Source organism: Aquimarina sp. I32.4 (assembly GCF_002924285.1).
Taxonomy (GTDB): domain Bacteria; phylum Bacteroidota; class Bacteroidia; order Flavobacteriales; family Flavobacteriaceae; genus Aquimarina.
In genome coordinates, this window is the sequence record NZ_PGUB01000086.1 from 1 (window position 1) to 20,926 (window position 20,926).

Annotated in this window: 18 protein-coding genes and 1 pseudogene; 9 read left to right on the top strand and 10 right to left on the bottom strand. The window is 32.3% G+C overall.

The genetic code is table 11. From position 1 onward, the window contains the following. Positions 1–174: 174 nt before the first annotated feature. Positions 175–558: pseudogene (locus CVD18_RS16720) on the top strand (IS1595 family transposase); the annotation flags it as partial. Positions 559–646: 88 nt separating this feature from the next. Here the strand turns inward: CVD18_RS16720 and CVD18_RS16725 are convergent. From CVD18_RS16725 to CVD18_RS16735, 3 genes are read right to left on the bottom strand one after another with little or no spacing between them, the layout of a single operon-like run. After that, positions 647–1,816, bottom strand: a complete 1,170-nt coding sequence (locus tag CVD18_RS16725) for a peptidylprolyl isomerase (RefSeq protein WP_103866573.1) — start codon at positions 1,814–1,816, stop codon at positions 647–649. A gap of 14 nt (positions 1,817–1,830) precedes the next feature. After that, positions 1,831–2,382: a gliding motility-associated peptidyl-prolyl isomerase GldI gene (gldI, locus tag CVD18_RS16730; RefSeq protein ID WP_103866574.1), complete on the bottom strand. Its 552-nt coding sequence runs from the start codon at positions 2,380–2,382 to the stop codon at positions 1,831–1,833. Then, on the bottom strand, positions 2,379–3,395 hold the full coding sequence (locus tag CVD18_RS16735) for a bifunctional oligoribonuclease/PAP phosphatase NrnA (RefSeq protein WP_103866575.1): 1,017 nt from the start codon (positions 3,393–3,395) through the stop codon (positions 2,379–2,381). The genes gldI and CVD18_RS16735 overlap by 4 nt, the downstream gene beginning before the upstream one ends. Before the next feature lie 326 nt (positions 3,396–3,721). Between CVD18_RS16735 and CVD18_RS16740 the strand changes: the two genes are divergently transcribed. Then, entirely contained in the window at positions 3,722–4,141 is a 420-nt protein-coding gene (locus tag CVD18_RS16740) for a nucleoside-diphosphate kinase (RefSeq protein WP_103866576.1), read from the top strand. 268 nt (positions 4,142–4,409) lie between these two features. Here the strand turns inward: CVD18_RS16740 and CVD18_RS23195 are convergent, their stop codons facing one another. The 5 genes from CVD18_RS23195 to CVD18_RS16765 form a co-directional block, all read right to left on the bottom strand. Next, positions 4,410–6,065, bottom strand: coding sequence for a SusD/RagB family nutrient-binding outer membrane lipoprotein (locus CVD18_RS23195; protein WP_233194572.1), 1,656 nt, complete (start codon positions 6,063–6,065; stop codon positions 4,410–4,412). A gap of 14 nt (positions 6,066–6,079) precedes the next feature. Beyond that, positions 6,080–9,406, bottom strand: coding sequence for a SusC/RagA family TonB-linked outer membrane protein (locus tag CVD18_RS16750; protein ID WP_103866577.1), 3,327 nt, complete (start codon positions 9,404–9,406; stop codon positions 6,080–6,082). 582 nt (positions 9,407–9,988) lie between these two features. Then, a complete protein-coding gene (locus CVD18_RS16755; RefSeq protein ID WP_103866578.1) occupies positions 9,989–10,285 on the bottom strand; it encodes a DUF721 domain-containing protein in 297 nt (98 codons plus the stop codon). After that, a complete protein-coding gene (locus CVD18_RS16760) occupies positions 10,285–10,716 on the bottom strand; it encodes a lipocalin family protein (RefSeq protein WP_103866579.1) in 432 nt (143 codons plus the stop codon). The genes CVD18_RS16755 and CVD18_RS16760 overlap by 1 nt, the downstream gene beginning before the upstream one ends. A gap of 114 nt (positions 10,717–10,830) precedes the next feature. After that, a complete protein-coding gene (locus tag CVD18_RS16765; protein WP_103866580.1) occupies positions 10,831–11,910 on the bottom strand; it encodes a DNA replication/repair protein RecF in 1,080 nt (359 codons plus the stop codon). Positions 11,911–12,046: 136 nt separating this feature from the next. On the opposite strand from CVD18_RS16765, the gene CVD18_RS16770 reads away from it, so the two are divergent. From CVD18_RS16770 to CVD18_RS16800, 7 genes are all read left to right on the top strand, one after another. Continuing rightward, a complete protein-coding gene (locus CVD18_RS16770; RefSeq protein WP_103866581.1) occupies positions 12,047–12,817 on the top strand; it encodes a tol-pal system YbgF family protein in 771 nt (256 codons plus the stop codon). A 70-nt stretch (positions 12,818–12,887) separates the two neighbouring features. Next, positions 12,888–13,385 carry a 6,7-dimethyl-8-ribityllumazine synthase gene (gene ribH / locus CVD18_RS16775; RefSeq protein WP_103866582.1) on the top strand — a complete coding sequence of 166 codons (498 nt, stop codon included), beginning with the start codon at positions 12,888–12,890 and terminating at the stop codon, positions 13,383–13,385. A gap of 280 nt (positions 13,386–13,665) precedes the next feature. Beyond that, a complete protein-coding gene (locus CVD18_RS16780; RefSeq protein WP_199185098.1) occupies positions 13,666–13,959 on the top strand; it encodes a hypothetical protein in 294 nt (97 codons plus the stop codon). After that, the gene (gene mutL / locus CVD18_RS16785) at positions 13,960–15,846 is read left to right on the top strand and encodes a DNA mismatch repair endonuclease MutL (protein WP_103866584.1); all 1,887 of its coding nucleotides are present in this window, start codon (positions 13,960–13,962) and stop codon (positions 15,844–15,846) included. 6 nt (positions 15,847–15,852) lie between these two features. Next, positions 15,853–16,605 carry a rhomboid family intramembrane serine protease gene (locus CVD18_RS16790; protein ID WP_103866585.1) on the top strand — a complete coding sequence of 251 codons (753 nt, stop codon included), beginning with the start codon at positions 15,853–15,855 and terminating at the stop codon, positions 16,603–16,605. Between the two features lies 1 nt (position 16,606). Then, positions 16,607–17,485 (top strand): rhomboid family intramembrane serine protease, encoded by an 879-nt coding sequence (locus CVD18_RS16795; RefSeq protein ID WP_103866586.1) that lies wholly within the window; start codon positions 16,607–16,609, stop codon positions 17,483–17,485. Positions 17,486–17,487: 2 nt separating this feature from the next. Further along, positions 17,488–18,504: an endonuclease/exonuclease/phosphatase family protein gene (locus CVD18_RS16800; protein ID WP_103866587.1), complete on the top strand. Its 1,017-nt coding sequence runs from the start codon at positions 17,488–17,490 to the stop codon at positions 18,502–18,504. 573 nt (positions 18,505–19,077) lie between these two features. Here CVD18_RS16800 and CVD18_RS16805 read toward each other — a convergent pair. Both CVD18_RS16805 and CVD18_RS16810 read right to left on the bottom strand, forming a co-directional pair. Continuing rightward, complete coding sequence (locus CVD18_RS16805) at positions 19,078–20,388, bottom strand: hypothetical protein (protein WP_103866588.1); 1,311 nt, start codon at positions 20,386–20,388, stop codon at positions 19,078–19,080. A 282-nt stretch (positions 20,389–20,670) separates the two neighbouring features. Next, on the bottom strand, positions 20,671–20,926 hold a 256-nt coding region (locus CVD18_RS16810), incomplete at its 5' end, for an integrase core domain-containing protein (RefSeq protein ID WP_146052742.1).

The window sequence follows — 20,926 nt, forward strand, 5'->3', positions numbered from 1 at the left end:
GAAATAGAATTAGATGAAGGTTTTTTTGAAACTGTCTCTATAACAAGGGATAAAACAGAACCATTAAAACGAGGACGGGGAAGTCAGCGTCAATCAACGGTGTTGGTTGCAGCAGAATCAAGAGTATAAGAACAAAATTATAATCCTAAAAAACATAGAACTAAAAAACGTGTAGGATATTTAAAGATGACGGTTATTGAATCATTAAAAAAAGAAGATTTAGCTGTGGTGGTAAAGGAAAAGGTAAAAAAGAATACTAAAATTGTTTCAGACAAATCAAACAGTTATAATAATTTGAAAGAGGATTATAATTTGGATTCTAAAGTGGTTCCAAAAAAAGAAATTAACACAATATTACCATGGGTGCATACAGCAATAAGCAATGCTAAGAGATTGCTACTTGATGTACATCATAGAATAGATGATGATTTTCTTCAAAACTATCTAAATGAATACTGCTTTAAGTTTAATCGAAGGTATTTTGATAATATTTTCGATAGACTGATGGTCGCAGCTGTATCTAATAGATGGAATTATCTTGGGGAAGAAAACGGATAAGCATAAAATAAATAATGTTGAAATAGAAAAGCATCCCAAATTTTTTAGGATGCTTTTTTTATTAATTCAGTTATGATTTCTAAGTTTTTTATTTCTTAGTATCAGTCTTTTTAATATCCTTTGCATTAGTATTTTCGGGAGCTTTAATATTTACCAACTCCAATTCAAAAATAATTTCACTGTTAGGAGGGATTGGTCCAGCACCTCTTTCTCCATATGCAAGGTGAGCAGGTATAAAAAGAATAGCCTTATCTCCTACACTCATTTGTTGAACCCCTTCTTTAAAACCAGGAATCATTCTTGCTTCAGGAGAATATGGCATTTCTATTGGCGCATACCCTCTTGGGTCTGCAGCTCTACGCTCATCATAAACACCTAATTCTTTAGCTTTTTCTGCAATATTTGTATCAAAAACTTTTCCATCAGTAAAATATCCAGCATAATTGATGTTTACTAAATCTCCTTGTTTTGGTTTTTGACCTTCTCCTTTATGAGTAAAAACAATTTCTAAACCACTTTCTAGTTTGGTAGCGTTAGCTTTTGTTTCATTAAACTTAGCAGCAATTGCAGCATTACGCTCTTTTTCAGCTTTTTCTTTTTCAGCTTTTTCAGCTTCAAGAACTTTAAGTTTATCAGTAAAAGCGGTTGCAGTATCAAACCCTTTAGCATTAGAACCTTTACGGATGATGTTAACTTCCATCATTTTTACTTCTTCTTCAGGTTTATTTCCAGATACTGTTTTTACAACTCCAAGGCTGTCAATAACGTCTTGTCCTACAACAATTTCTCCAAATACAGTATGTTTTCCATCTAACCAAGGAGTTTCTTTTAATGTGATAAAAAACTGACTTCCATTAGTATTAGCTCCAGAATTTGCCATTGATAATATTCCTTTAGATTTGTGGCTTAGAGAATCTACAATTTCATCAGGAAATTTATAGCCAGGATCGCCAGTTCCAGTACCAAGAGGGTCTCCAGTTTGGATCATAAAATCTTTGATAATTCTATGGAATATAATTCCATTATAATATTTCTTTCCTTTATAAGTACTGTCAACCATGGTATTGGTTCCTTCTGCCAAAGTAACAAAGTTTGCTACTGTCATAGGAACTAAGTCGTAGTGTAATTTTGCAACAGCCGTTCCTTTGTTTGTGATAATTTCTGCATAAAGCCCATCTTGTAAATCTGGGTATTTTTCATTACAACTGCTAAGAGTTAATGTAATAATGGCTAAGAATAATAAATTTAATTTTTTCATTTTTTGTTAATAAATTAATTTTTTGTTGTTGATTCTTTTCTAATTGTGTTGAGTGTTACTTCTGCTATTAACGGAATATTTGTTCCAATCTTATTATCATCACCATAATATCCGTAAGCTTGATAAGAAGGAAAAAGAAATGTTACCATTTCTCCTTGTTTCATAAGCTTTAATCCTTCTCTAAGACCTAAAAAAAGCTCTTCTTTGTCAATACGATACGTAATAGTTTTTAATTCTTGTTGGGTATAAATTATATTGCCGTTCAAATCCTTTACATTGTAATCAAAGGTTACGATATCTCCAAATTGAGGGGTAGTAGTAGAAATAGAGTCCTTTTTTTTGTAGAAATACCAAAAACCAGTTTCTGATGTTATATAACTATTTAGGCTATCTGTGGTAATAATTTTTTGAATTCTGGCTTCTTCTCGAGCAGCGAGTTCTTTATTTCGTAAGATAGATTCATCGATAAAAGAACCAGATTTTACATTTTTTGGTCTGCGAGCTTCTGGTGTTTTACAAGAAAAACATAGAAAAACAAGACAGAGTGTGTGAAGTACTAATCTCATTGATTCAGGACGTTTTTATAGGCTGGTAAGATACTAATAAATTTTTCAACGGTATCAGATAATGACAGATTACTTCTTCCTCCAGCAGCATTATGATGCCCACCTCCTTCAAAATGATTTCTTGAAAATTCGTTTACAGAAAAATCACCTTTGGAACGCAGGGAGATTTTAATAATTCTTTCTCCCTTATTTTCGATAAAAATAACTGCGAATTTAACATCTAAAATAGAAAGCCCGAAATTAACAAAACCTTCTGTATCTCCTTTTTTAAAACTATGTTGATCTAGTTCTTTTTGAGATAAAGTAATGTATGCGGTATTGTATTCGGGTAATACTCTTAGGTTTTTAAAAGCAATACCTTTTAGTTGAATTCGAGAAAGTGTATTTGTGTCATAAATCTTTTCATGAATCGTGGTGTTGTCTGCTCCTTTATCAATTAGGTCTGCAAGTACTCTATGGGTTGTACTTGTGGTAGATCTGTACCTGAAAGACCCTGTGTCTGTCATTATCCCTACATAGATAGAAGTAGCTATTTCAGGGGTGATTTTATCAAGGTCTCCTAATTTTTCTATAAAATGATAAATCATTTGACAGGTAGAACTCATGCTTGAATCACTATATGTAAAGGTGGCATACGTATCAGGTTGCTGGTGATGGTCGATCATAACAAAAGTACTTTTTGTAGCTGCCAAAATATTTTGCATGTCACCACTCCTAGATAAATGATTAAAATCTAATGTAAAAATAATGTCTGCTTCTATTATTCTATCACTAGCAATTTGCGTATCATTATCATATTTGATAATGTTTTTTTCTCCTGGCACCCATTTTAGAAAAGATGGGTAGTCATTAGGAGTAATAACAGTAACATGGTGTTTTGAAAACTTCAGATAGTGGTACAGCGCTAGACTAGAACCAATAGCATCACCATCAGGATTTTTGTGTGTTACAATTATAATATTTTTTGGAGTAGATAGTAACTCCTTTATTTTATTTGTTTCATTACTATTCATAGGTCAGCGAAGATACAATAAATAATATTTTGGAGATGGTAGAATGCTTTTTTGTAAAAGTTCTAATGTTTGGTAATTGTATATTGAACTTTTGTAGAGGTTGTATGGGGTTGATTCATATGATTATTTTTTGGAGTAGTTAGGGATGCTTTGGAAACGGTGAATAAATGTTATTTGAAGGGATTTCGTATAATAATTCTTGTTTTTGATGCTTTTATATATATTTTTGCACAAAATTTTTAGAAAAATCAGGTATTTATATACCAGAATAATAAATTGAATTACTTCTAGTTAGAAGTGATATATAACAAAAACACACTTATACTATGGCAACAAACAGAACTTTTACAATGCTTAAACCAGACGCGGTAAGAAAAGGATATATTGGTGGTATTGTAGAGCAAATTACAGCTTCAGGATTTAGAATTGTGGCAATGAAATTAACTCAACTTACTACAGATGATGCAGCTGCTTTTTACGCAGTTCATAAAGAACGTCCTTTTTATGGAGAATTAGTAGAGTATATGACTAGTGGTCCTATCGTAGCAGCAATTCTTGAAAAAGAAAATGCGGTAGAAGATTTTAGAACTTTGATAGGAGCTACAAATCCCGAGGAAGCTGCAGAAGGAACTATTCGTAAAAAATATGCAACTTCTATAAGTGAAAATGCTGTGCATGGTAGTGATAGTGATGAGAACGCTGCTATTGAAGGGGCTTTTCATTTCTCAGCAAGAGAGCAGTTTTAAGAACATATTTTTTGCTAAATTCTGAAGAATTATAGCAGAATTTAATATAAGTAAAAGGTGGTAATTTAAAATTACTACCTTTTGTTTTTTTATGACTATAATACTGCTATGGGTAAGAAAAACAGCAGAGTAATGGTAGCTTTTAATAATTTTTCAGGAAGTGGATTTGCTAACTAATTTTTCTTGATGGTATACAACATAAAAAAGACTGCCTAAAAAGACAGTCTTTTATCTATTACAATGTTACTTGTTTGATATAGAATATTGGCTAATTCAAATCCCAGAATAATTTCGTTTCGGCTTTGTCACCACCTATCGCAGTAGAGGCAGATTCCCAGTTTGCACCATTTAATGTTTGTTCTACAATAGGGTACGTATATCTATTAGGAAATCCAGAAACGGCTTCAGTTGGTTTTGCTAGCGTTGGAAAATCTAATAACCTGATAGATGTCCAAGCTTCTAAGCCTCTATTAAATAATGCAATCCATTTTTGATTACCAATAACTTCTTTCCAAGGAGTAGTAGCGGCACTTGCTGCCAGTGCTGTATCGTAATCTACAGTTGCCTGTGCTAGATATGTTACAGCATCTGCATTTGTTCCTCCCCAGCTTTCGATAGACTCAATAATACCAGCATCATAGTGACTTTTGGCAGTTCCACCAACAGCGAAGTTTCTTGCAGCTGCTTCTGCTAATAAAAATTCAACTTCTGCATAGTCAAAAAGTACACCTGGAGTATCTGCAGCGGCTATATAATCAGAGACATGAGAGTGTGAAGAAAAACTAGATGTGCTACCGATTTTTCCTCCTTTATATCCTAGGTATGTTATAATATCTCCTGCTTCTGGTGTTTCAGCAATATTATCAATGCCTAGAGAGGATGTTCCTATTGCTGATATATCTCCAAGGGTTGTTGGACCATTTGAGGCTTTATCTCCTATTTCAATACTTACATCAATTGGGTTTTTTAGGTTTAAAGTTGTTGTGATGCCAGAAGTAGAAGTAGATACGATTGTGTCTACAATTACCTGAGTTCTTTTGAAATATAAAGGCCTTCTAGGGTCTTTTAGATCATTCATATCATTTACAATGGTAGCTCCTGCAACAAAATCAGCTCTTCCGCTTAATACAAGATTTGCATGTATAGGGTTTGTATTTGGTGCAGCAGTCAAATACTTAAAATTAGCATTGTCGGCTCTACTAGTAAATACACCAGTGGTTACGGCAGACTCTACAGTAGTTCTGGCAAATGAATTATCTACATCAGATAATAAGATTCCCATTCTGAGTTTTAAAGAAGCTGCAAATTTTTTCCATAGCGATACATCTCCTTCGTAAATGTTGTCAGCAACTCCAAAGCTTCCTTTACTAGTGTCTAAAGCATCTATAGCAGTCGTTAACCTTGAAATAAGAGCTTTGTATGTAGTTTGACCATCATCATAGGTAGGTAATAGGTTGTCAATATCCAGCGCTTCTGAGTAAGGAACATCTCCAAAAGTTTCTATTAATACACTATAAGCATAGATGGTTAGTATCTCTATTACCTGTAATTTATTTGCTTTGGTTTCTATGTCTTCAGGCAAAGTGTATTCTGTGGCCGTAATAATTTTAGAAGCTTCATCAAGATCTTTTAATACATCTTTATATAAAACACTCCAGTGTGTTGCTGGGATTGTTCTAGTTACCTGATCATAATTACTTTCATCAGTATAGGTAGTTTCTTGTAGGTATTGAGCCCAAAGTTTGGTGTTGTTATTGTTTACGCTTAAATCAACTATTTGGTCTGCTAAGTTTTTCTGAGCTCCTGTGAATAAGGTTTCGCCAGGAACAGAAGATGGGTCTTTGATATTCTCATTCAGACTTTCGAGGTTGTCTGAACAAGAGGCTATAATTACTGCTGTAATTAAAATGAATATTTTTTTCATCTGTGCTATTTTTTTTAGAATTGTAATTTTAAATTGAAACCTATATCTCTTGTAGTAGGTAAAGAACCTACAGAGTACCCTTGTAAGTTACCTGAACTTAATCCACTTTCAGGATCGGCATGTGGAAGGTTTTTGTCAATGATCCATAGGTTAGAACCAATTACACTAAACGAAACATCGTTTAAGAATGTCTTTTTAATGAGTTGTTTAGGGAAACTATAGGTTAAAGAAACTTCTCTTAATTTTACAAAGCTAGCATCGTATACAAAGGCGGCATCTGGTAATCCTCTTCTGTACCCAAAAGCACCAAATCGATCTGCTCTAATTCTTGTTGTGTTTACTGATCCATCAGTGTTAACCCCTTGGTTAATGAATCCGCCTCCATCAGCAAGACTATTTCTTACAGGATTTCTTAGGTCATTGATAAAAGCAGTTTCTTCATATAAACCAGTTGCTTGCCCGTAATATTGATCTAGAGAAAAGATACTTCCTCCTTTTTGAATATCTATCAAGAAGCTAAAAGAAAGATTCTTGTAGGTAAATGAGTTTGATATCCCCATCAGCCAATCAGGGTTGGTATCTCCAATATTATTATTTGATGTGCTTGTTTTTACGTATTGTCCTTGAGCAGGGTTTGGATCATCTTGACCATCCCCATCTTCATCTTGAGGTAAAGTTTCGCGACCATCAACTACTCTTTCTCCGTTTAGGTAGGTGTAATCTGTACCTTGTATGATACCATAAGGTTTCCCTACTTGTGCATTGATTGTGATTCCTCCTTGAAAAGAACCTAATTGTAGGTTTTCTATTCCATCTTCTAGAGATACTACCTTATTTTCATTTTTAGACCAGTTTACATTTACATTCCAAGAGAAGTTTGTAGTTTCTATAGGAGTACCATATAAAGAGATTTCGATTCCTTTGTTTTCGATTTCTCCAGCATTTAAAATTTTGGAAGAAAATCCTGCCGCTCTGGTAATAGGAACCCCAAAGATTTGATCTATAGAATTGTTTTTATAATAAGCAACATCAAAACCTAATCTATTTTGTAAAAGTTTTACTTCTAGACCAAGCTCCATACTGGTGGTGTTTTCAGGCTTTAGATCTGGGTTCTTTTTAACATTACCAACAGAGGTACTTGCACCTCCAATTGGTGTGTTTACAACATAGCTGTCGTATAAGAAATCAAAAGGAGCGCTATTTCCTACTTCTGCATAGTTGGCTCTTATTTTACCAAATGATATAAAATCTGCATCTATAAGATTAGAAAATACAAAACTACCAGCTACAGAAGGGTAATAGAATGTATTATTTCCTTTTGGTAAACTAGAAGAATGATCTCTACGTATGGTTGCATCTAAGAAATAAGTTTCTTTATATCCTAAAGAAGCACTGGCATAGATACCATCTACTCCTAGTTTTTCATCTCTCTCTACAGGAAGAGGAAGTGGCCCTGCACTATTTTGTAAAGAATATAGCTTTGGAACACTCAATCCACCACTAGTAGATGCATGAATCGATTGAAAATGATTTCTTCTCACATTTGTTCCTAATATACCTTTGATGCTAAATTCGTCACTTAAATCTTTGTAAAAGTTGAACATCAAATCGTAATTAGTCTCTGTATTTCTTAAGTCTTTTCTTGCATATCCAGAATTAACAGTTCCTCTGTTATCAGTATCTCCCCCTCCAGAATTAACACCAAATGCAGTGGCAACACTCCCGTTAGCTCTTCGTTCTTCTTGTAATTCAGAATAGGTGTCAGTAGCTACCCTACCAGTAATATCAAACCAATCGGTAACTTTGTAATTTAGAGAAATATTACCTAGAAAACGATTTCTAGAATCTGTTTGAAAATTTTCATGTCGTGCCCAATACGGGTTATCCCAGTAAATTGGTAATGAGCCAATATCAGTATTAGCAGGGTTCCATGTTACATTTCTACGTGTAGCAAAATAGATGTCTTTTTGTTGTTTTATGTCAACATTGGTTTGCCACCATTGTTTAAAATTACCAATGATGTTATCGTTATATCCAGTAGAGTTACGACCTAATCCATCTGTTTTGATGTAATTAGCATATCCAGTAGCGGTTAATTTATCAGTTAATTTGATATTACCACTCATAGAAAAATTATGCTTTTTGATAGAACTATTAGGCATTAAACCTGTTTGGTCAAATTGAGTATAATTTAATCTATAGCTACCTTTATCAAATCCTTTATCCAGAGATATAGAGTTTGTAATGGTTATAGGAGTTTCAAAAAAGGTAATAGGTCCATTTTTTGCGTTTACCCAAGGAGTTGGTGTTCTGTAATTTGGAGAGTCTGGATCAAAAGCATCCCATTGATATACCATAATGTTTGGATCAAATGCAGCTCCATACGATGCATCTTCTGTCAAAGGTGTTACAAAATCTAAAGTACCATCATTGTCAATATCTTTTAGATCTAGATAGCTATCTTCATTAGGACCATAATAAGGACCGTAACCTGCTCCATATTGTTTTTGATATTTTGCAAATGTACTTTTATCAATAGAGCCAAAGGTTAATCCTGAATTAATGGTAACTCCCATTCCTGTAGATTTCCCTCCTTTTTTTGTAGTAATCATGATTACCCCATTGGCAGCTCTAGAGCCATAAAGAGCAGATGCAGCAGCACCTTTTAAAACGTTTATAGATTCAATGTCTTCTGGGTTGATGTCAGAAGCTGCGTTTCCGTAGTCATATTGTCCACCTCGAGCTTGTCCTTGAATTTTTGAATTTGTGTTGGTGTTATTGATAGGGATTCCGTCGATAACAAATAAAGCTTGATTACTTCCTGTTAAAGAGGCGTTACCTCTAATCACTACATTTGTTGAACCACCTAAATTGTTATTTCTTTTAATTTGTACACCAGAAGCTTTTCCTGAGAGAGAATTTACAAAGTTTGCTGTTTTTACTTTATTCAGATCTTCTCCGTCTACTTCTTGAGTGGCATAACCCAATGATTTTTTATCTCTAGAAATACCAAGGGCGGTAACTACAATTTCATCTAATTGAGAAGCGGCTACTTCTAATTGTACATCAATTTTTTTTTGAGTACCTACTATTATTTCTTTATCAGCAAAACCCAGATAGGTAAATAGAAGAGTACTACCAGAAGAAGCATTTAGTGAATATATTCCGTCAAAATCTGTTTGAGCGCCATTATTCGTGCCTTTTACAATAATGTTTACACCTGGTAAAGGCATTCCACTATCGTCTGTGACCTTACCTGCTATTGGGCCTTCTTGCGCAATAGCGAGTTGAGTTACTAATACACATAGAAGTATTAGTAGTTTTTGTGTTAATAATTTCATTTGTGTAATATGATTTTTTTGTTAGATGAACAAGGTTATTAAGAAAATTAACGTAATAAGCGCAATGATTATAGTTTAACAAAAAATTAACCTTGTTTTTGTAAGGATGTTTGGTTTGTTGGATTGAATTTTTTTAAGAGTGAGTAATATTTTGGTAACTAAGTTAAAATAATGAGAAAAACATTGTTATTTTGTTAATTGTATGTGGCTTAATAATTGAGGTTATGTTTTGATTTTTTATTTAAACTATTGATTTTTATTGATATATGAGGTTGTGTTAATGTCTTTTTTGTAAAATAAGTTTTTTGTGAAATTTGATATAAAAAATGCTTTTTTTTACAACTGTAATGTGGTTATAAGATAATAAAGAGTGTGGGTGGTTTTACAGAAAAAAAGATGTCGATAAATGATCAGAGGATGTTTGTGTAAGGAGTAATGTTGTATACTGTTATGACATTAGAGAGTAAACAGGGCAGCACTAAGTATGATTTTGTGAGTTTTGTAATGTAGGTAATATTATAAAAAATGAGACTTTTTTGGGTATATTACTGGGGAGACATGGGTAAAGAATATAAAAGATAATTATCTCAATATTAATTTTGTGATTAATTCTTTTGTTAATTCTTCATTAAGATTATCAATGATTTTTTGTTTTCCATAGCTTAGTTCTTCTCTAAGGACAGATGAGGTAAGTTCCACAAATAATGTTTCTCTTTCTAATTTGATATTTTTAGTGTATTTTGTTATTGCTGGTCCCATTATTTTTTCCCAAACATCACGTACAGCAACTTTATCTAACCCTTTTTGTAGGTTGTTATCTGTGACAAAGTTTTTTAAAACTTGCTCTAAAGTTTGATGTTCTTGGTGTCTTTTTTTCATTATAATTCAATCTTTTGGTACCGTCGGTAAAAATACACATTTCCTGTCTCATTCTTGATTACTATTTCATTTTCTTCTACAGAAATAACTGTTTCTACCCAAGAGGCAAACGAAGTTTTGTAGTGTAGTCTTAGGCTGTCATTCTCAATGCGTAACGTAAATATTTCACTTGTTCCTGTTGTGGTGAAACTTCCATCAAATTTTGGTTGTACCTTTTTGCGTATACCAGCGGTGTCGTTAATTTGAAAAAAATCAATGTTTTGATTGAATTTGTATTCTTTTTCATTGCCATTTGCCATTATTACTTTTTTAATTTCCCAATACCCATCTAGATATTGAGTATAGTTTTTTGGGTTATTTTTAGAGCAAGAAATAAAAATACTGATGATTAATATTGAATATAAAAAATATGTATTAAGTCTTTGGTTCATATGTAAATGCTGTGGTTTTTTTATTTTGTTTGCGAAATAAAATATTGTTTACAATTTTTTTAATCGCTAATTATATTAAGATGTAATGATATTAAGATGTAATGATATTTAGGTTTATAGTTTAATGATTTTGTATGATTGCGATATTTTTTTTACTACATCTTCTGTTCTGTCAGCATGTGTATCACTGATAAATAACTGTCCAAAATTTTGATCGTCTACCAGTTTTATGATATGCTCTACTCGTTTTTCGTCAAGTTTGTCAAAGATATCATCAAGTAAGAGTATAGGATTTACTTTACTCTGTTGTTTTATAAAATCAAATTGAGCTAGTTTCAATGCGACCAGGAAAGATTTTTGTTGTCCTTGACTTCCGAATTTTTTAATAGGATGGTCGTCTATTTCAAAAGATAAATCATCCTTGTGTACCCCAACTCCTGTGTATTGTAGTATTCTATCTTTGGATAGGTTTTGTTCTAAAAGGGATAGTAAATCTGTTTCTGCTAGATTACTTTGATACGATAAAGAGACACTTTCTTTGCCAGAACTTATAGTTTGATATCTGTCTATAAAAATGGGGATAAAAGTTTCTAAGAAATCTGTTCTTTTTTTGAATATGATAGTGCCATATTCAGATAATTGTTGGTTGTATATATCTAGTGTAGAAGGGTCAAAAGTGTTATTTGCTACAAAGTATTTTAATAAAGAATTACGTTGTGATACAGTTTTAGTGTATGATAATAAAGTCTTTAGGTAAGATTGATCACTTTGAGAAATTACGCCATCTATAAACTTACGACGAGTGTGGCTCCCTTCTGTGATTAAATCTCTATCTGTTGGAGAAACAATAACCAAAGGTAGAAAGCCAATATGTTGACTAAGGGTATCGTATGCTTTTCCGTTACGTTTTATTATTTTTTTTTGCCCTTTTTTTACACTTACAATAACTTTTTCGTCTCTTTTTTCTTTTTGGTAATGACTGTTTATGACAAAAAAATCTGTAGTATGTCTGATATTTTGACTAGTAACAGGATTGAAGTAGCTTTTGCCAAAAGATAAGTGATAGATGGCATCAAGAACGTTTGTTTTTCCAACACCATTGTTCCCTACGAAACAATTTATTTTGTCATCAAATTCAAAACTGACAGATTCAAAATTTTTATAATTAAGTAAAGAAAGAGATTTTAAAATCATAAAACGGCAACCATCAGAGAATTCTTACTTTAATGAGTTTCTTAGTTAATTTGCGCAAATTATTGAAAAATAATAAATAGTTGTGCTTTTAATTATGAATAAAAATTTTATTTTTGCCGTTCATTAAAGAAAATTTATGGCAACTTACAAGAAACGAGGATACAAACCAAAAAATAAGGTTGAAGAAGTTGAGCAGATAGAAGAGCATTCAACTACTGCTGAGGTGTTTAATACCTTGGATGAGGGAGCTTCAAAAACCGAAGAATGGGTTGCGGCCAATCAAAAATATATATTAGGCACCGTTGGATTAGTAGCGCTTATTATACTAGGATATCTTGGGTTCCAGAAATTCATACAAGAACCAAAAGAGCAAGAGGCTGCAAATGAGATGTTTACTGCGCAACAGTATTTTGATAATGCTGTGAATGGTAATTCTAAAATTAGTGATTCATTATACAGCTTAGCTCTTAATGGAGGCGAAGGTAAATATGGGTTTTTAGAGATCATTGAAAACTACGGTGGTACTAGTGCAGCAAATAGAGCAAATTACTATGCAGGCTTTTCTTATCTAAATATGAATAAGTATAAGGAGGCAATTGACTACTTGAGCGATTTCAAGGGTGAAGATGACATGTTAGGGCCATTAGCTATTGGAGGTATAGGAGATGCTTTTTCTCAACTAAATCAGCCAGAGGAAGCTCTTGGGTTTTATGAGAAAGCTGCAAAAGTAAAAAGTAATGAGCTTGTTACACCAAGGTTTTTATTAAAAGCAGCGGTTACGGCAATATCTCTTGGTAAGCCAGAAGTAGCAGTTCCTTTTTTAGAGAGAATTAAAGAAGAATTTCCTAAAAGTGTAGAAGCGAATCAAGTTGATGTACACTTAGGTAAAGCGCAAGCAATGAAATAGTTTATGATTTTGAGTTAGTGTTTTGTATGCAAATACCACTATACTTTAAAATAATAACTTATAAACTTATATGGCTACAGAAGATAAGAATTTATCACAATACGATAAAGCAACAATCCCAAATGCGAAAAATTTTCGATTTGGGATTGTTGTTTCAGAATGGAATGAAGAAATAACACAAGGTTTGTTTCAAGGAGCTTTTGATGCTTTTATTGATTGCGGAGCGGTAAAAGAAAATATCGTTCGGTGGGATGTGCCAGGGAGTTTTGAACTGGTGTATGGGTGTAAAAAAATGCAAGAATCATACGATATGCTAGATGCTATTATAGTTATTGGTTGTGTGATTCAAGGAGAAACAAAACACTTTGATTTTGTGTGTGAAGGAGTTACTCAAGGGATCAAAGATCTTAATATAGCTAATGATATTCCTGTGATTTTTTGTGTGCTTACAGATAACACATTACAACAATCTATAGATCGTTCTGGAGGAAAACATGGTAATAAAGGAACAGAAGCGGCAATCGCAGCTATCAAAATGGCTCAATTACGAAAAGATGCCAAGTTTTAACTTTTTTTCACCCCTCTAATGATTGGTGCTTGTATGCTATTTGTTGGTGTTATTTGTAATGTATAGTGGTAGTAAAACAAGGGTGATTGATTTACAAGGGTGTAGGTGTGGATGAAATATAACTTTTTAGAAATATTTATATCAAAATAAAGAATTTTTTGTTATATAGTCTTAAACGGCATAATCCTTGTTGTTTATGTTTTGTGTTATTGTAATGCTAAAAGCTTTAGAATGCAATGCATTTTGAGTATATTTGGATAATATAAAGATAGAGTAGATTGTGAAGTTAAGCATCCCTAAAAGAAGAAAAAACAGAAGATTCAACTACACGCCTAGGTATTACGAAGGTAAAAGTGAAGGTAATATCTATGATTTTGAAAATAGAATTACAAAATATAGGGATACAACAAATGATATAGATTTTGGTGCACATTGGGCAGAAGCTCGAACATCAAGTCGTACTCGTGGCAATCGTGAAATCAATAGAAGAGTCATATATGTTGTGATATTATTGGTTTTCGTTTTTTTATATATAATAGATTTTGATTTATCCATATTTACTGCAAGACGATAAATGTCTGATATTATTCAATTATTACCAGATCACGTAGCAAACCAAATTGCTGCAGGAGAAGTGGTTCAAAGACCAGCTTCACTAGTAAAAGAGTTGTTAGAAAATGCTATTGATGCAAAGGCTACTCATATTAAATTAATCATTAAAGAAGCAGGTAAAACTCTTGTACAAGTTATTGATAACGGAGTAGGGATGAGCGCTACCGATGCTAGACTGAGTTTTGAGCGTCATGCAACTTCAAAAATAAGAACAGCAGAAGATCTTTTTCAATTAGATACCAAAGGCTTTAGAGGGGAGGCTCTAGCTTCTATTGCGGCAATTGCCCATGTAGAGTTAAAGACCAGACAGAAAAAAGACGAAGTAGGAACAGAGATAAAAATAGAAGGGAGTACAATAGTATCTCAAGAAGTATGTGTTACACCAGTAGGAACTTCTATAAGTGCGAAAAACTTGTTTTATAATATTCCTGCCCGACGTAACTTTTTGAAATCTAATGCGGTAGAACTTCGACATATTATTGATGAATTTCATCGTGTGGCGATGGCGCATCCTACTATAAAGTTTGATATGTACCATAATGGTACTGAGGTTTTTAATTTGCCAATATCAAAACAGCGTCAACGTATTGTAAATATTTTTGGTGGAAAAACTAATGAAAAACTCGTTCCTGTAAAAGAGGAAACCGATTTGGTTACTATTAGTGGTTTTGTTGGGAAACCTGAATATGCCAAACGTACCCGAGGGGAACAATTTTTCTTTGTCAATGATAGGTTTATAAAAAGCGCTTATCTCAATCACGCAGTCAATGCGGCTTTTGAAGGATTATTGAAAGAAAAAACGCACCCAAGTTACTTTTTATATCTTACTGTAGACCCTGTGTCTATTGATATTAATATTCACCCAACCAAAACCGAAATAAAATTTGAAGATGAACATGCATTATATGCAATGTTACGTTCTTCTATAAAACATAGCTTAGGGCAATTTAATGTAGCGCCTGTATTAGATTTTAATAGAGATTCATCAATGGATACTCCATATGAATATAAAGGGAAAACTGCTCAGACACCTATGATAGAGGTGGATCGAAGTTTTAACCCATTTGCAGAAGAAAATGGTGATGTGTCTGAAAAAAAAGAAACCTTTTCTAGTAAAAGTAATTATACACCTTTCAAAAAAGAAACCGCAGGAAGTTGGGAGAATTTGTATGTTGGATTAGAGTCAGATATGGGTACATCAAAATCAGAGGAAAATGATTTCTCCTCAGTAGAATTTGAAAGTGCAGAGGTTACTGGTTCATTATTTGAAACAGATGAGAAAAAAGTAGGGCATCATACTACCTACCAACTTAGAAAAAAATATATTGTCACTACCATAAAAAGTGGTATGGTTATCGTAAATCAATACCGAGCTCACCAACGTATTTTATACGAAGAGTTTTTGCGTAATATTACTATGGCAAGTGCAGTAAGTCAACAATTACTATTTCCTCTTGTTCTTTCTTTTTCTCAAAAAGAAATAGCTCTTTTAGAGATTGTAAAAGAACAGTTAGAAAATACAGGATTTGTTTTTGGTGGGTTATCTCCTGGAGAAGTAAAGATAACTGCAATACCATCGGTTGCTACAGAAAAAGAAGTAGCAGAACTATTAGAGAAATTAGTAAGTGATTTAGAGAATGAAGTACCAGATAGTAGTTTTTCGCAAACAGATTTACTAGCTAAATCAATTGCTAAAAGCATTGCTATACGTTCTGGAGTAGAATTAGCTCCAGAACAACAACAATATATGGTAAATAGCCTTTTTGCCTGTACAGAACCTACAGTAACACCAGATAATAAGCCAACTTTCATCACGTTAACAGTAGATGAAATTGATAAGAAATTTTAAAAATAAATGGGGAGAATTACAGATACAGTAAAGGGGATATTAATTATAAATATCATTTTTTTTATAGGGTCATCAACCTTAGGTGATAGAGCGTTTGAGTGGTTTGCACTTTGGTTTCCAAAAAATGATAATTTTCAAATATGGCAGCTTGTATCTCATATGTTTATGCATGGAGGCACAGGGCATATTTTCTTTAATATGTTTGCCTTGTATATGTTTGGTAGTCACTTAGAAAACTCAATAGGACAAAAGAAATTTCTTTTTATTTATTTTTTCTCAGGTTTTGGGGCAGCAGGGTTTCAGTTATTATTTACTTATTTCCAATTTGGCCCAGGGTATCAGGCGTACTTAGATGCAGGGCTTACGCCATCAGCAATTAATGAATTTATACAAAATACGATTTCATCTGGGCAATATCAAGTTTACCCTAATATACCACAAGAGGTTACCGAAAAGATGATTGGAGCTTATGTGACTCCAATGGTAGGAGCTTCAGGTGCTATTTTTGGAGTATTAGCTGCATTTGCGGTATTATATCCTAATTTGCCACTATATATTATGTTTATACCTGTTCCTATAAAAGCAAAATATTTGATAGGAGGGTATTTCTTACTCGATTTGTATGGTGGAATAACAGGACAAGCTATCTTGGGGCCTTCTAATGTTGCTCACTGGGCACATATTGGGGGTGCAGTAATTGGATTTATCACAATGTGGTACTGGAAAAAGAATTCGTTTAATAATAAACGGTGGAATTAATATGACAACTAATAATTTATTGTATCAGTTCAAAACGGCTAATATTGTAATTAGATTGATTGTTATCAATGCAGCATTGTTTTTGTCTGCTACATTGTGTTCTTGGATTTTTAAAACGAGTCCAGGGATATTGATGAACTGGTTTGTGTTACCAGTAGATCCAGGGTCGTTATTATTTCAGTTTTGGAGTGTACTTACCTATAGCTTTTTACATTTTGACTTTTGGCATATTTTCTGGAATATGTTGGTGTTGTATTGGTTTGGGCCATATGTATTGAATCTCTTTACAGAAAAAAGATTTCTTACTATATATTTATTAGGAGCTATTTGTGGAGGGGTGCTATTTGTTGCGGCGTATAATCTTTTCCCAGTTTTAAATGGTTCTCTAGCGTATTTGATAGGTGCTTCTGCAGCAGTGCGAGCTATTATGATTTTTATAGCAGCATATACTCCAAACTCAGAAGTACGAATTATATTTTTTAATGTCAAATTATGGCATATAGGAGTTTTTGTTGTACTTTCTGATCTTATACAGATACCAACTTCTGCCAATGCAGGAGGATTGATAGCTCATCTAGGAGGAGCTATTTTTGGGTATATGTACGCAGTTCAGTTAAAAAATGGAAAAGATATAGGGGAGTGGTTTGAAAAATTAATGGATAGAATTGCGGCTTTGTTTATCTTCAAAAAGAAAAGCCCTTTAAAGACGGTTCATAAATCAAAAACATATAAGAAAACTACAGCGAGAACTAAAAATTCTTCAACTAAAACTCTTAATCAACAGCAAATAGATGCTATTTTAGATAAAATTAGTAAAAGTGGTTATGATAGTTTGACAAAAGAAGAAAAGGATTTTTTATTTAAAGCAGGTAAGGAGTAAGTATGAGAAAGATATTACAAAAGATCATCTTTGTGATGAATTCTATAGCTGCTTTTGCACTATTATTATCTTATCTATTGCCATACGTATCACCCAAAATGTTTCCTTTATTATCGGTTTTGAGTTTGGCTGTACCTGTTTTGATATTGATTAACGTATCATTTCTATTCTATTGGGCTATTTTGTTTAGTAAGCGGTTAATTCTTTCTTTTGTAGTGCTGATTTTAGGGGTGTCACATGTGTCCTCACTATATAAGCTCAGAGGGAAATCTATGGATAAAATAGAAAACAGTATTTCGTTAATGAGTTATAACGTACATAGTTTTAATCGTTTTTATTGGATAGATTCAAAAACAATACCCCAAGACATTTCAAAACTGGTACGAGAACAGAATTCTGATGTTTTTTGTGTGCAAGAATATTATAATAATCCAGATACCAATTTTAAACAATATCCATATAAATATCAGGAGTTTAATGATAATAATGGGGAATTGGCATTGGCCATTTTTTCACAATTTCCGATAGTTAATAAAGGCTCTTTACATTTTAAGAAAACAGCAAATAATGTGATTTTTGCAGATTTGGCACTTCCTAAAGATACAGTTAGAGTGTATAATGTTCACTTGCAGTCACATAGTATTAGCTCTAAGACAGATGAGTTAGCCAAAGCAGATTCCCAGAAACTACTGAAACGAATTAGTAATTCGTTTAAAAAACAGCAAGTTCAGGCAGAGCAACTATTGACACATATGGAATCTTCTCCTTATAAAAATATAGTGATGGGAGATTTTAATAATACAGCATATTCATATGTGTATGATAAAATTAGGTCAGAAAAATTACAAGATACTTTCAAGAATGCTGGAAAAGGCTTTGGTAAGACGTTTAATTTTGAACTCTTTCCTGCACGTATTGACTTTATTTTAGTTCCTGAAGAGTATGAGGTGTTTAGTTTTCAAACTTTTGATCAAGAACTTTCCGATCATTATCCTATACTCACTCAAATTGGTTTTTGAATTTTATTCTTACTAGTCTATTGTTAGAAAGAGTTTTGGGGATGCTTGGTAGTCTATGAAAATAAATTATACCAATTACACTTTGAATTTACTGTAAAAGGGAATATCAACTATTTTTTGTTTATGCAAAGAAGAAAAATTCAGCATAGCCATTAGCTACGGTTAATTTTTCTTCTTTGCATAGGCGGAAAAGAGAATTTTATTACGGTAAATTCAAAGTGTAAATGGTATTACTTTGATTGTAAGTATTGCTCGCCAAATTTAGAGAAAGTTATATGATGTAACCTGCTTATTTTTGCGTTTGATAATGACTATTTTATGTACGCATGATTTTTCAGGATCTAATGATGTAAAGGGTTTAATGTTAAGTTACTGATTAATGGCAGCCTGTAGTGTGATGAAAAAATAACGAATACATGTGTAATGGGCTAAAAACAGTTATTTGCAGTAGATTTTTTATCATGATCTAAATGGGATAACTTTAAAAACAAAAAAAACACCTATATTTAAAGAATAAAGGTGTTTTTTTTCTAATAGAGCGTGCTTAAAATAAATTAAATAAAAGGCCCAATATTATGGTTGTATTGAAATTTTAATTCCTGTATTTGTAGGATTAAAGGATTTTATGTTGTTTTTAAAGTATAAATTATACGTTCCTGAATCAATATTATTTTCAATTTTAAAAGAAAGTGTTCCATTACTTTCTTTTTCATAAGTCTTAAGATTAAAAGTGTTTTCTGAATTGCTTAAGATTACTTCACTGTAATTGGTTAGTTTATCCAAATCTCCTGATGTATATGTGAAAAACAAATGATCTCCTTCAATAATAAGATTTTCCCCCTTTGTAAGTGTTGATCTAATAACGGAAGTAATTATAGGTTTATTACCAACAACTACATCAATAAACTCTCCTTTCTTATTCTTAAAGTCAAAAATTCTTTCTTTTCCATCTTTCTCGATCATTATTTGATAACCAGTTCCAGAATCGGGTAAAGTATTTGAAAGATCTGGCATATACAAATATATATTATCATGAAAAATAAGATCTGCTGAATAAAAATGTAAAGGATATTTAATATCATTCTTTTTTAAATAAAAAGAATAAGAATCAATAACATGAGGATCAAAATCCATGACTGCTACAAACATTTCTCCTGGTAATAATAATGTACTAGGTGTAGTAAAAAGATCATTTTCTATGTACTTAAATAGAAAAAGCTCTTCTTTATCAATTCTAAATGAATTACTTTCTGCAAAATTATCATGTTCGATACTCATAAATATTTGGTAATAGCCATTAGAAAAATCATCAGGTAATTTAACAGTGACCTCTTTAGTTTGATAATTTAATCTTTGAATTGGTAAAATATATTGATCCGTATCGCTCAATAATTTTACTTTAATACTATCTTGTATAGGGTTCAGTTCATTAACAAAGAAGGAGAAATCTCCTCCAGGTACAATTCCTTTATAGGTATCTTTATCAATTTTATTTATACTTAGATGAGTTAAACTATTGTCTAAAATCACAATATAATTTTTTTCTTTTTTTTCTTTGGAAGTAACTGTGTATTTAACAGGATTAGTAAAATCCATCGCAATACCTGATTTAGGATTTATAGTTGCGCTTTTTGATATTTTAATAACTGGAATTATATTTTTAACAGAAACATTATTTGGCAATCTATGAATTATTGTGTCTTCATAAACAGTAGCTTCATGAGTGTCAAAGCTAAATGAAAGTATATTGTTCTCAAAGCTTTCTAGAGTAGGGTTTCTTATGCTCATATCTTCATCCTCTGGCACACTATCCTCAGAAGAACAGGAGTATAAAAAAATAAATGACATAACAATTAAAAAGTAAGTTGGGGAATGTTTTTTCATCTTGTTTTTTTGGTTTTAAATAATGAGGCGCAAAAGAACACTAAATTATTTAAAAAAAGAGTTAAGAATACGTGAATATTTTAATTTTAAGGGTAAGAATCTTGTTGTAAATACTTTTAGGAAGAACGAGAGAGACTAGATAGGATTTGTGAGAAATATTCTTGATTTTCGTTCTTTCTATTTATTCTTACAATTTTTGTTTTGAGATTACTGGAATATCTAGTTTTGTTAGTGTTTTGACCCCTATAAAACAAGAGTAATCTTTTAAATTTGGATTATTAATTATGCTACTCTATTTTTCATTAAAATTAAGTGTTTGTCTTTGTTCCATTTTTCCATAGGAGTTATTCTTCCCAATAGTCCATGATGCCTTACGTTGTTATAGAAAACCACATATCTTTTTAGTATTTGTTGAATCTCTCCAAATGTTCTATACTCAAATCGTTGAAAGACTTCTTTTTTAAGTATTCCATGATAAGCTTCTACATGTGCATTTTCCTCTGGTGTAGCAACATGAGTAAACTCTTGACTTACCCCT

Bases quoted from the DNA above. Each gene is read 5' to 3' on its own strand.
- CVD18_RS16725 (WP_103866573.1), bottom strand. From the start codon at position 1,816: ATGAAAAAATTAAATTTATTATTCTTAGCCATTATTACATTAACTCTT.
- gldI (WP_103866574.1), bottom strand. From the start codon at position 2,382: ATGAGATTAGTACTTCACACACTCTGTCTTGTTTTTCTATGTTTTTCT.
- CVD18_RS16735 (WP_103866575.1), bottom strand. From the start codon at position 3,395: ATGAATAGTAATGAAACAAATAAAATAAAGGAGTTACTATCTACTCCA.
- CVD18_RS16740 (WP_103866576.1), top strand. From the start codon at position 3,722: ATGGCAACAAACAGAACTTTTACAATGCTTAAACCAGACGCGGTAAGA.
- CVD18_RS23195 (WP_233194572.1), bottom strand. From the start codon at position 6,065: ATGAAAAAAATATTCATTTTAATTACAGCAGTAATTATAGCCTCTTGT.
- CVD18_RS16750 (WP_103866577.1), bottom strand. From the start codon at position 9,406: ATGAAATTATTAACACAAAAACTACTAATACTTCTATGTGTATTAGTA.
- CVD18_RS16755 (WP_103866578.1), bottom strand. From the start codon at position 10,285: ATGAAAAAAAGACACCAAGAACATCAAACTTTAGAGCAAGTTTTAAAA.
- CVD18_RS16760 (WP_103866579.1), bottom strand. From the start codon at position 10,716: ATGAACCAAAGACTTAATACATATTTTTTATATTCAATATTAATCATC.
- CVD18_RS16765 (WP_103866580.1), bottom strand. From the start codon at position 11,910: ATGATTTTAAAATCTCTTTCTTTACTTAATTATAAAAATTTTGAATCT.
- CVD18_RS16770 (WP_103866581.1), top strand. From the start codon at position 12,047: ATGGCAACTTACAAGAAACGAGGATACAAACCAAAAAATAAGGTTGAA.
- ribH (WP_103866582.1), top strand. From the start codon at position 12,888: ATGGCTACAGAAGATAAGAATTTATCACAATACGATAAAGCAACAATC.
- mutL (WP_103866584.1), top strand. From the start codon at position 13,960: ATGTCTGATATTATTCAATTATTACCAGATCACGTAGCAAACCAAATT.
- CVD18_RS16790 (WP_103866585.1), top strand. From the start codon at position 15,853: ATGGGGAGAATTACAGATACAGTAAAGGGGATATTAATTATAAATATC.
- CVD18_RS16795 (WP_103866586.1), top strand. From the start codon at position 16,607: ATGACAACTAATAATTTATTGTATCAGTTCAAAACGGCTAATATTGTA.
- CVD18_RS16800 (WP_103866587.1), top strand. From the start codon at position 17,488: ATGAGAAAGATATTACAAAAGATCATCTTTGTGATGAATTCTATAGCT.
- CVD18_RS16805 (WP_103866588.1), bottom strand. From the start codon at position 20,388: ATGAAAAAACATTCCCCAACTTACTTTTTAATTGTTATGTCATTTATT.